The organism is Paraburkholderia graminis (assembly GCF_003330785.1).
GTDB classification, from domain to species: Bacteria; Pseudomonadota; Gammaproteobacteria; order Burkholderiales; family Burkholderiaceae; genus Paraburkholderia; species Paraburkholderia graminis.
Genome location: NZ_CP024934.1, coordinates 841991 through 853492 on the forward strand (window position 1 = coordinate 841991; position 11502 = coordinate 853492).

General features: G+C 63.9%; 12 protein-coding genes. All 12 read right to left on the minus strand.

The genetic code is table 11. The features are described from left to right. Window positions 1-11: 11 nt before the first annotated feature. Complete coding sequence (ureG, locus tag CUJ91_RS03685; RefSeq protein WP_006048593.1) at window positions 12-665, minus strand: urease accessory protein UreG; 654 nt, start codon at window positions 663-665, stop codon at window positions 12-14. Between the two features lie 11 nt (window positions 666-676). Then, window positions 677-1357, minus strand: a complete 681-nt coding sequence (locus CUJ91_RS03690) for an urease accessory protein UreF (RefSeq protein WP_029971090.1) — start codon at window positions 1355-1357, stop codon at window positions 677-679. Further along, the gene (ureE, locus tag CUJ91_RS03695) at window positions 1344-2003 is read right to left on the minus strand and encodes an urease accessory protein UreE (RefSeq protein WP_114155834.1); all 660 of its coding nucleotides are present in this window, start codon (window positions 2001-2003) and stop codon (window positions 1344-1346) included. The genes CUJ91_RS03690 and ureE overlap by 14 nt, the downstream gene beginning before the upstream one ends. Before the next feature lie 2 nt (window positions 2004-2005). Next, window positions 2006-3712, minus strand: coding sequence for an urease subunit alpha (gene ureC / locus CUJ91_RS03700; protein ID WP_006048590.1), 1707 nt, complete (start codon window positions 3710-3712; stop codon window positions 2006-2008). Between the two features lie 52 nt (window positions 3713-3764). Next, window positions 3765-4070, minus strand: coding sequence for an urease subunit beta (locus CUJ91_RS03705; protein WP_006048589.1), 306 nt, complete (start codon window positions 4068-4070; stop codon window positions 3765-3767). A 25-nt stretch (window positions 4071-4095) separates the two neighbouring features. Next, on the minus strand, window positions 4096-4398 hold the full coding sequence (ureA, locus tag CUJ91_RS03710) for an urease subunit gamma (RefSeq protein WP_006048588.1): 303 nt from the start codon (window positions 4396-4398) through the stop codon (window positions 4096-4098). A 133-nt stretch (window positions 4399-4531) separates the two neighbouring features. Beyond that, on the minus strand, window positions 4532-5332 hold the full coding sequence (locus tag CUJ91_RS03715) for a transporter substrate-binding domain-containing protein (protein ID WP_114155835.1): 801 nt from the start codon (window positions 5330-5332) through the stop codon (window positions 4532-4534). Between the two features lie 240 nt (window positions 5333-5572). Then, entirely contained in the window at window positions 5573-6466 is an 894-nt protein-coding gene (locus tag CUJ91_RS03720; protein WP_114155836.1) for an urease accessory protein UreD, read from the minus strand. Window positions 6467-6612: 146 nt separating this feature from the next. After that, window positions 6613-7305 carry an urea ABC transporter ATP-binding subunit UrtE gene (gene urtE, locus CUJ91_RS03725; RefSeq protein WP_006048585.1) on the minus strand — a complete coding sequence of 231 codons (693 nt, stop codon included), beginning with the start codon at window positions 7303-7305 and terminating at the stop codon, window positions 6613-6615. A gap of 56 nt (window positions 7306-7361) precedes the next feature. Then, window positions 7362-8225, minus strand: a complete 864-nt coding sequence (gene urtD, locus CUJ91_RS03730) for an urea ABC transporter ATP-binding protein UrtD (RefSeq protein ID WP_006048584.1) — start codon at window positions 8223-8225, stop codon at window positions 7362-7364. Then, window positions 8222-9418 (minus strand): urea ABC transporter permease subunit UrtC, encoded by a 1197-nt coding sequence (gene urtC / locus CUJ91_RS03735; protein WP_053857653.1) that lies wholly within the window; start codon window positions 9416-9418, stop codon window positions 8222-8224. Before urtC ends, urtD begins: the two co-directional genes overlap by 4 nt. 1 nt (window position 9419) lies before the next feature. Further along, a complete protein-coding gene (gene urtB / locus CUJ91_RS03740) occupies window positions 9420-11066 on the minus strand; it encodes an urea ABC transporter permease subunit UrtB (protein WP_081653081.1) in 1647 nt (548 codons plus the stop codon). Window positions 11067-11502: the final 436 nt, after the last annotated feature.

An 11502-nucleotide genomic window follows, 5' to 3' on the forward strand; every position in this document is an offset into this window, starting at 1 on the left:
ACGCTCCGCCCTCAAACCCTCAACAACCCCTTCCGCTCGATAAACCGCACCACCTGATCCAACCCGTCGAGCGCCTTCAGATTGGTCATCACGAAAGGCCGCTCGCCGCGCATTTTCTTCGCGTCCGAAGCCATCACGTCGAGGTTCGCGCCGACCATCGGCGCGAGGTCCGTCTTGTTGATCACGAGCAGGTCCGACTTCGTTATGCCGGGGCCGCCCTTGCGCGGAATCTTCTCGCCGCCGGCCACGTCGATCACGTAGATCGTCAGGTCCGACAGTTCCGGGCTGAAGGTTGCCGCGAGATTATCGCCGCCCGATTCGATGAAAACGATGTCCGCGTCCGGGAAGCGCGTGAGCATGCGATCGACGGCTTCGAGGTTGATCGACGCGTCCTCGCGAATCGCCGTATGCGGGCAGCCGCCCGTCTCGACGCCCATGATGCGCTCGGCCGGCAACGCGCCCGCCACCGTCAGCAGGCGCTGATCTTCTTTCGTATAGATGTCGTTGGTGATCGCGACAAGATCGTATTGTTCGCGCATCGCCTTGCAGAGCATTTCGAGCAGCGTGGTCTTGCCCGAGCCGACCGGACCGCCGACGCCCACGCGCAGCGGCGGCAGTTTCTTCGTGCGAACGGACGAGTGAGCGGAATGTTGAGGTGCGTTCATGATGGATCGATTTATGAGCGAAAGAGCCGCGAATACTGCGACTCGTGACGCGCCGACAGAATGCCGAGTTGCGGCGCGAAAGTGTTGATATGTTCCGGCGATGTCGCGAGAGCGCGCGTGACCGCTGCGTCGATCGGTCCGCGCAACGCGACGATAATGCGCTGCCCCGCGAGTTGCCCGAGCGGCACCGCCTTCAATGCGGCAGCGGCCTGGTTCTCCACCCAACTGAATGCATACGCGGCGAGGGCGGCATCTACCGCTGCATCGTGCGCATAGGCGGCGAAAGCGAATGCCGTGGGCTGCGCGAGCGGCGTGATCGCGCCAAGCGTCGCGCGCCGCGCTGCATCGCTCCATTCGAGCGACACGCACAATTGCCGCAGCGACCACCCCATTTGCTCGGTCTCGCGACGCAACTCGGCAGACTCGCGGCTCGCGAGGAATTCGCGGTTCGCTTGTGCGAGGCCGTCAGCGTCGTGCGTGCGCCAGCGTTCCATTTGATGCGCGAGGAACGGCAGTTCGCCATGCGCGAGCACGTCGGTCAGGCCGCTTGCGATCCAGTCGCGGGCCGAGTCGGCGTCGGTGATCAGTTGCGCTTCGATCGCCGCTTCGAGACCCTGCGAATAACTGAATGCGCCGATCGGCAATGCCGGCGACGCGAGATGCAATAGCGCAGTGAGTTCAGCGATGCGCATGGTGAGAGTGATGCGCGTGGCCGCAAGATTCGTCGTGTACGTGGGCTTCGTGATCGTGCGAATGGCCATGCTCGTGCGAGTGGCCGTGACCTTCGTGGCCGTGATCATGATCGTGCGAATGCCCATGCCCATGATGCTCGCCGAACACCTGCTGCGCCAACGCATAGTCTTCGGCGAAGGTCTCGTCGTGGCCATGCTTGTGGCCGCCGCCATATGCGCCCGACTCGGGCTGAAACGGCATCGACACCTGATCGACGGTTGCGCCGATGCGCTTCAACATATCGGCGAGAACGGGATCGTATTCGAGCTTCAGATAATCCGCGCCGACTTCAACCGGCGTGTGGCGATTGCCGAGGTGGTATGCGGCGCGCGTGAGCGTCAGCGTATCTTTCGCGCGGACCACGAGCACGGTTTCCGCCGCGGCGACCACACGAACGAGGCCGCCGTCGTCGGCGACCAGCACATCGCCGTCGCGCAGAACGGTGCCGCGCGGCAGCAGCAACGCCACTTCCTCGCCGTTATCGAGCGTGGCGGCAAGGCGGCTCTTGCGACGTTCGTCGAACGCGAGTGTCAAGGTCGGCGCGCGCTTGATAAGCACGGGCGCGAGCTTCAGATGAGGTGCAAGCAGTTTGTCGAGTGTGCGCATGATCAGAACAGAAAGTAGCGTTGCGCCATCGGCAAGACGGTGGCCGGTTCGCACGTGAGCAGTTGACCATCGGCGATCACCTGATAGGTTTCGGGATCGACGCTGATCGACGGACGCCACGCGTTGTGAATCATGTCGGCCTTCGTGATGTTGCGGCAGTTCTTCACGGCCACGATACGCTTGTTCAAACCATAACGCTCGGCAACGCCAGCCTCGGCGGCGAGTTGCGAAACGAAAGTCAGCGACGTGCGCCCCAACGCACCGCCGCGCGTCGCGAACATCTCGCGATAATGCACCGGCTGCGGCGTGGGAATCGACGCGTTGGGGTCGCCCATCTGCGCCATCGCGATCATGCCGCCCTTCAGAATCAGCGAAGGCTTGATGCCGAAGAACGCCGGCTCCCAGAACACGAGGTCGGCCCACTTGCCCGGCTCGATCGAACCGACTTCATGCGCGATGCCGTGCGTGATCGCGGGGTTGATCGTGTACTTGGCGACGTAACGCTTCGCGCGAAAGTTGTCGTGACGCGCGCCGTCTTCGGGCAGCGCGCCGCGCTGCACCTTCATCTTGTGCGCGGTCTGCCATGTGCGGATGATCACTTCGCCCACGCGCCCCATCGCCTGCGAATCGGACGACAGCATCGAGAGCGCGCCGAGATCGTGCAGGATGTCTTCGGCGGCAATCGTCTCGCGGCGTATGCGCGACTCGGCAAACGCAATATCTTCCGCAATCGACGGGTCCAGGTGATGGCACACCATCAGCATGTCGAGATGCTCTTCGAGCGTGTTGACGGTGTAAGGGCGCGTCGGATTCGTCGACGAAGGCAGCACGTTCGCCTCGCCGCATACCTTGATGATGTCGGGCGCGTGGCCGCCGCCCGCGCCTTCGGTGTGGTACGTGTGGATCGTGCGGCCCTTGAACGCGGCCACGGTCGCTTCGACGAAACCCGCTTCGTTCAGCGTGTCCGTGTGAATTGCGACCTGCGTGTCGGTGTCGTCGGCAACGGAGAGACAGTTGTCGATCGCGGCCGGCGTCGTGCCCCAGTCCTCATGCAGCTTCAGACCAATCGCGCCCGCCGCGATCTGTTCGAGCGCGGGCTGCGGCTGGCTCACGTTGCCCTTGCCGAGAAAGCCGAGGTTCATCGGATAACCGTCGGCGGCTTGCAGCATGCGTTCGAGATGCCACGGACCCGGCGTGCAAGTGGTCGCATTCGTGCCAGTGGCCGGGCCGGTGCCGCCGCCGAGCATCGTCGTCACGCCGCTCGCGAGCGCTTCTTCAATCTGCTGCGGGCTGATGAAGTGAATATGCGTGTCGATGCCGCCCGCCGTCACGATCAGTCCTTCGCCGGCGATCACTTCGGTGGACGCGCCAATCGCAATCGTCACGTTCGGCTGAATGTCGGGATTGCCCGCTTTGCCGATCGCGGCAATGCGGCCGTCCTTGATGCCGATGTCGGCCTTCACGATGCCCCAGTGATCGAGAATCACCGCATTCGTCACGACAGTATCGACAACCTCGGCATGCACGCGCTGCGACTGGCCCATGCCGTCGCGAATCACTTTGCCGCCGCCGAATTTCACTTCCTCGCCATAAGTCGTGAAGTCGCGCTCGACTTCTATCAGCAACTCGGTGTCGGCGAGACGCACGCGGTCGCCGGTGGTGGGGCCGAACATTTCCGCGTATGCGCGGCGGCCAATGCGTAAGGTCATGGTGTGGGTCCGGAAATGAGCAGGTCGTTCGGGGCGAGTGCCCGCAAGGGCATCACAGCTTGCCCATCACCTTGCCGTTAAAGCCGTAGACGATGCGCTCGCCCGCCAGTTCGACGAGTTCGACGGTGCGCTCCTGGCCTGGCTCGAAGCGCACGGCCGTGCCCGCCGCGATGTTCAGGCGAAAGCCGCGCGCGGCTTCGCGGTCGAACGCGAGTGCGTCGTTCACTTCGTAGAAATGGTAGTGCGAGCCGATCTGCACCGGCCGGTCGCCGGTATTCGACACGACGACCGTGACGGTGGCGCGGCCCGCGTTGAGTTCGTGCTCGCCGTCGTCGGTGAGGAGTTCGCCGGGAATCATGGGCGTGCCTTTGTGGTTCAGCGAATCAGGGAATCGGATGATGAACAGTCACGAGCTTGGTGCCGTCGGGGAAGGTCGCCTCGACCTGAATGTCGGGGATCATCTCGGGCACGCCTTCCATCACGTCGTCGCGTGTGAGCAGCGTCGTGCCGTAGTGCATGACCTCGGCGACGGTCTTGCCGTCGCGCGCCGCTTCCATCAGCGCGGCGGTGATGAAGGCGACCGCTTCCGGATAGTTCAGTTTGAGGCCGCGCGCGCGGCGCCGTTCGGCAAGCAGCGCAGCGGTGAAAATCAGCAGCTTGTCCTTCTCGCGAGGTGTCAGCTTCATCGAATGAGTGCGGTGAGTGGCGCCCGGTCCAAGTGGATCGGGTCGCGACAATGATATGCGTTGCGGGTCGCGGATGCGACCCGTGCAATGCCGGACCAAACAGCGACGCTATCAAGTCCGGCTAACGGCGCGCTTACAGATCGGCAGGCAGCGCCGCGCCGAACCACTTCTTCGACATCGTGTTGAACGTGCCGTCCTGCTTCGCCTGCGCGATCGCGGCGTTGACCTTCTGCTGCAGGCGCGGCTCGTTCTTGTTCATGCCGACGAAGCACGGCGAGTTCTTGATGACGAACTTCGGCTCGGGACGGCGCGGCGGATTCTTCGCGAGGATCGCTGCCGCGACGATGTTGCCCGCCGCGATCAGTTGAACCTGGCCCGACAGAAATGCGGCGATGGTCGCGTTGTTGTCCTCGAAGCGCTTGATCGTCGCGTTCGGCGCCATTTGCGTGAGGCCGAGTTCCTCGAGCGCGCCGCGCGTCGCGCCGACCGTCTTGCCGGTGAGGTCGGCGGGGCCGCTCACCTCGACGTCGGCGGGACCGAACACGCCCTGGTAGTACGGCGCGTACGCGGTCGAGAAGTCGATCACTTTCTCGCGATCCGGCGTCTTGCCGAGCGACGAGATCACGAGGTCGACCTTGTTCGTTTGCAGATACGGAATGCGGTTCGCGCTGTTGACGGGCACGAGTTCGAGCTTCACGTTCATCGACTTCGCGAGCAGCGCGGCCGTCTCGATGTCATAGCCTTGCGGCTTCATGTCCGGGCCGACCGAGCCGAATGGCGGATAGTCCTCGGGCACGGCGACTTTCAGCACGCCCGCCTTGGCGATGTTGTCGAGCGTGTCCGCGTGGGCGGGCACGGTGACGGCGAGGACAGGCGAGGCGAGCAGTGCGGCGAGCAGCGTGCGGCGCATGGAACGAAGCGTGGGTCGGTTCATGTGATGTAGGCGTGGTGTGGTCGGTGTGTGCGTTCGGGCGCGATGTCGACGCGCGAGGCGCGGCAGCATCGCGCGCTAACAACGCAAGGTGTGTGCCATCGTGGTGCGGCGGGCGCGAGCGGGGAGTTTTCAGCGCGGCGCACCATGTGGGGGCTCGCCGTTGCGCCAGTGTGGTGCGGGGCTGTCTTACGCGGTGAAAGCGCGGCGGCGCGCTAGGTGGTCCAGATTAGGTGGCCCAGATCAGGTGGTCCAGATTCTTAGCGGCACGGCATCGACGCCGTGCACGATGGGGCGCAACTGCATCCAGCATTGCGTCAACGCGCGTTGCAAGGTCTCCATTGAACGCGAGACGACTCGAACCAGCAACACGCCGCTCGTCACGCAAGTGGCCGCGGCGCGTATCGTGCTGTCGAATGGAAGCTGCGCTGTCAGCGCCTCGGCGAGCGCGTCGTCGCAAGCAGCGCCGATCGCCCACAGCGTGCCGTACGCGGGAAAGCCGCCGAGTCCTTGAGCGGCATCGCGCAACGGATCGTCGGCGACGAGGCTCGCGCGCTCGAACCACAGCAAGTCGCCGTTCATGTCGTTCTTTGCCCGCACGATCCGCGACACCGCCCGCAAGCTTCCCTCCGACCACCGCTCGCCAGCCGCTTGCCGGCCCAACTGCGTCGCGTCCCAGCCGATCGCGGTCGCGCCTTCGTCGAGTGTCAGCGAAAAATCCAGCGCCGCATTCGCATGATCGAACACGATGTTGTTCTGCGGCAGCCAGTCGAGCTTCGCGTTCTCGCCGACGTGCACGGCGATGTTTTGCCGCGCGGCGCGTCCATTGGATTTGTACCACTTGGTCGCGCCAGGCGTCGTGATAACGGCATGCGCGGCCGCGCCGACATTCACGCTGATGTCGAGCTGATCGCCGCCCGCAATCCCGCCGGGCGGATGCACGATCACCGCATGACAGATGGACTCGCCCTCGGGATAAAGCGGCCGCTGCACGCGCAACGGTCCATCGTGGAGCCGGTGTTCAAGCGCGGTGCGCTGAGCTCGCCTGACGAAGCCGAGTTCGAGACGCGCGCGCCATAGCGCATGCGCTTCGCTTTGCGCATTGGCCAACGTGATGTGGTTTTCGTGAAGCGACATGCAAGTGGACGTGCTAATGAGCGTGCTAATGAACGTGCGATCGATGTGTGAATACAGGAACTACAGCAGCGAGCCGGAGCCAACGCTAGGCCCGCGCAACACGCACAAGACGCGCCGAGCATAGCACGCGAACCAACGCGCACGAGTCACACAGCGATCAGCGCACGCACGCCGTCCGCATCCATATTCGCGCCTTCTCCGCCCGCGACGATCTCGCCACGGCTCATCACCCAATAGCGGTCGGCGATCTCCTTCGCGAAGTCGTAGTACTGCTCCACAAGCAGCACCGTCATGCCCATTTCCTCGACCAGTTGACGCAGCGTGCGGCCAATATCCTGAATGATCGACGGCTGAATGCCTTCCGTCGGTTCATCGAGAATCAGCAGTTGCGGCTCGCTCATCAGCGCGCGGCCAATCGCGAGCTGTTGCTGCTGACCGCCCGACAGATCGCCGCCGCGGCGCCCGCGCATGTCCTTCAGCACCGGAAACAATTCGTAGATGCGCTCGGGGACTTTCTTCGGCGCTTTCTTGCTGGCCGCGCCCACCAGCAGATTTTCTTCGACGGTGAGCCGCGGAAAAATATCGCGCCCTTGCGGCACATAAGCGAGGCCATGCTCGACGCGCGAATACGTGGGCAGCTTCGTGATCGGCGCGCCGCGCCACGCGATGGAGCCGCTCTTCGTCTGCACGACGCCCATCAGGCAGCGCAGCAGCGTGGTCTTGCCGACGCCGTTGCGGCCCAGCAGCACAGTGAGCTTGCCGTCGGGCACGGTCAGCTTCACATCGCGAAGAATGTGGCTGCCGCCGTAGTACTGGTTGAGGTTTTGTACTTCTAGCATGGTGGTCCGGTCCTGTGATTCTCTGCGCGCTGATCGGGCTAACTAATAGAGCTAACTCAGCGGCCGAGATACGATTCGATCACGGTCTCGTCGCGTTTGACGTCGTCGAGCGTGCCGTGCGCGAGCACGCGTCCTTCGGCCATCACCGTGACCTTGCCGGTCTTGCCCGACAGTGCCGCGACGAACTCCATATCGTGCTCGACCACCATCATCGAGCAGGTGCCGCGCAGATGGTTGAGCAGTTCGGCGAGCTGCATGGTTTCGTCGTCGGTCATGCCGGCGGCGGGTTCGTCGAGCAGCAGCAGCGCCGGTTGTTGCATCAGCAACATGCCGATCTCGAGCCGCTGCTTTTGTCCATGCGACAACTCGCCGGCCAAACGCCGCGCCTCGCTTTCGAGACCGATCAACGCCAGCGTTTCTTCGATGCGCGCTTGCGCCTCGCGATCGAGCCGCGCACGCAATGAAGCGAGCCAGCCCTTGTCGGTTTTCATCGCCAGTTCGAGGTTTTCCCACACGGGATGCTGCTCGAAAACCGTCGGCTTCTGAAACTTGCGTCCGATGCCGGCGCGCGCGATGGATGGCTCGTTCATCCGCGTCAGGTCGATCGACTGGCCGAGAAACACCTTGCCGGAATCGGGCGCGGTCTTGCCGGTGATCACATCCATCATCGTCGTCTTGCCCGCGCCGTTCGGGCCGATGATGCAGCGCAATTCGCCGGCGTCGATGGAAAGCGTCAGCGCGTTCAACGCGCGAAAGCCGTCGAAGCTCACGGTCACGTCGTCGAGATACAGGATCGTGCCGTGCGACACGTCGATCTCGCCCGGCACGACCGCGTGCCCCATGCTGGCGACGCCGCTTAGCGCATGCTCGGAAGGTTGTTCGGGCAACGCGAGATCGGGAACCATCGGATTTTCGTTCATGAGCGGTTCCTCTTGCGGGTCACGAGTTCGATGAGTCCCATGATGCCGTTCGGCAAGAACAGCGGGACCAGCACGAAAATCAGACCGAGAAAGAACAGCCAGTATTCAGGGAAATTCGCCGTGAAAAAGCTCTTCGCGCCGTTGACCGCGAACGCGCCGACAATCGGCCCAATCAGCGTGCCGCGTCCGCCCACGGCGACCCAGATCGCCATTTCAATCGAATTGCCCGGCGACATTTCGCCCGGATTGATGATGCCGACTTGCGGCACATACAACGCGCCGGCAATGCCGCACAGCACCGCGGACACGGTCCACACGAACAGCTTGTAGGCGAGCGGGCTATAGCCGAGGAACATGAGGCGCGTCTCGCCGTCGCGCACGGCGGTGACGACGCGCCCGAGCTTCGACGTGACGATCGCGCGCGCGCCGATGAACGCGAGAATCAGCACGGCAAACGTAATCAGCAGCAACGCGGTGCGCGTACCCGGGTGCGTGATCGCGAAGCCGCCGATGCGCTTGAAATCCGTAAAGCCGTTATTGCCGCCGAAGCCCGTTTCGTTGCGATAGAACAGCAGCATCGCGGCGAAGGTCATGGCCTGCGTGATGATCGACAGATACACGCCTTTCACGCGCGAGCGGAACGTGAAGAAGCCGAACACCCACGCGACCACGGCCGGCACCAGCACGACCAGCAGCAGCGCATAGCCGAGATGTTGCGTGCCTTCCCAGTACCAAGGCAGTTGATGCCAGTCGAGGAACACCATGAAGTCCGGCAGGTCGCTGCCGTACTTGCCGTCGTGACCGATGGCGCGCATCAGGTACATGCCGATTGCGTAGCCGCCGAGCGCGAAGAACAGCGCATGACCGAGGCTCAGAATGCCGCAGTAACCCCACACGAGATCGAGCGCCAGCGCGGCGATCGCGTAGCACATGAACTTGCCGGTGATCGTCATCGCGTAGGCGGACAGATGCAGCGGGCTCGTCTCCGGCACGACGAGCGTGGCGAACGGCACGCCGAGCCCGAACACGATGATCAACGCGATCAGCGCGAGCCAGGCGCGCCGCGACAGCAGCGCGGGACGCGGCGGCAAGCCGAGCGCGAAGCCGGATTGCGCGGCGCGCGTTTCGGCGCCGCTTGTGCCGTGCGTGCCGACGTGAGCGGGCGCGTTCGAAGAAGAAGTCGCAGATGTCATGTCATGCCTCCGCGCTGCGGCCCTTGAGGGCGAACATGCCCTGCGGACGCTTCTGGATGAACAGCACGATCAGCACGAGCACCGCGATCTTCGCGAGCACCGCGCCCCAGAACGGTTCGATTGCCTTGCTGACGAGTCCGAGCCCGAAGCCGCCGATCACCGTGCCCGCCAGTTGACCGACGCCGCCCAGCACGACCGCCATGAACGAATCGATGATGTAGCTCTGACCGAGATCAGGGCCGACATTGCCGATCTGCGAGAGCGCACAGCCGCCGAGTCCCGCAATGCCCGCGCCGAACGCGAACGCATACGAATCGACGCGCGCGGTTTTCACGCCGACGCATGCGGCCATGCGACGGTTTTGCGTGACGGCGCGCACGAAGAGACCCAGGCGCGTCTTCGTCAGCACGGCCCATGCAATGCCGACGACAAAAAGCGCAAACGCGAGGATCACGAGGCGGTTATACGGCAGGATCAGATTCGGCAACACGGTTACGCCGCCGCTCATCCACGAAGGGTTCACGACTTGCACGTTCTGCGCGCCGAACAGCATGCGCGTTGCCTGGATCAGAATCAGGCTGATGCCGAACGTGGTCAGCAGCGTTTCGAGCGGACGGCCATACAGATGCTTCAGCACAAGCCGCTCGATGACGATGCCGACAAGCGCCGCCGCGACGAACGACGCAGGCACCGCAAGCAGCGGATACCAGTCGAACGCGCCGGGCGCGAAGCGTTGAAAGAGGTTCTGCACGACATAGGTGGCGTAGGCGCCGATCATCAGGAATTCACCGTGCGCCATGTTGATGACGCCGATCAGGCCATACGTGATCGCGAGGCCGAGCGCGGCGAGCAGCAGCACGCTGCCAAGCGACAGGCCCGCGAACAGCGTGCCGGCAATCGCGCTGCGGCGCTGGATCGCATCGAGTTCGTCGATGCCCGTTTGTGCCGCGGCCCGCACGCGAGCGTCCGTTTCGGCGAACGTGCCGTCGGGCTTCTTCGCGACGAGCGGACGCAGCAGTTCGTTCATGTCGAGGTCGTGGCGAGCGGCGACGAGTTGCACCGCTTCGAGGCGTTTCGTCGCGTCCGCGTCATGCAGCGCGGTCATGGCCCAAAGCGTATCGAGGCGCTTCTTGAGCGCCGGGTCGGTTTCCTTTGCGCGGGCCGCGTCGACGAGTGGTTTGATCGACGGGTCCGGGTTTTTCAGCAGCGCATTGATGGCTTCTTCGCGCGTCGTTTTGTCGGCGGAGTCGAGTTGCAGGCCGGAGAGCGCGCCTGATACTTTTGAGCGCAGCAGGTTGTTTAGCGTGACGGGCTGGGCGTCGCTGGCTTCCACTGGTTTGCCGGTGACTGCATCGTGCAGCGTGTCGCCGTCTTGTAGCAGGACGGCGCCGGAGTCGGTGGCGAGGACCGCGTCTTCGGACAGCGCCTTTAACACCGTCAGCGATTCCTTGTCGTGGTTCGCGATGAGTTTGTCGATGGCTGCGGACTTGGCGTCGAAGTCGTCGGCGGCGAGCGGCGCGACATCGGCGGTGGTCAGCGCGAACGCGGTGTGTGGCGTTAGCGTGGCTAATGTTGCTAACGCGAACAGTGCAGATGCGGTGCCGCGTCGAGCGAACCGCTGCGCAGAAGCGAGAAATGGAAACGCCATGATGGCCTTTGAAGAATGACTAGCGACGCGGCGCGATGCAAGGCAGCGTTTCGCGCGATGGGTTGCGGGAGCGCTGCGGATGCTTGTGGCCGGCCGCTTGTTGTGGCGAGGTGCTGGCGGCGCGATGCGGCGTAGTGCGGCGGTGCAGTACGACGGCGCAGGACGACCAGCAGTGCGACAGCGCAGTACGACACACGACGCGACCACGCAGTACGACCACGCAGCGCGACAGCGCAGTACGACACACGACGCGACCACGCAGTACGACCACGCAACACGGCGACGCAGTACAACCCACGCACTACGCGATCCACACGATTCGAGCAACGCACGACCACGCAATTCAACCCGAAGCCATGCGCCGCAAAGCGACTCCCCGCACGCGCGCCGCAACCACAAAACCAACGCATCGCAACGGCAACACAAGCCGCCGCGA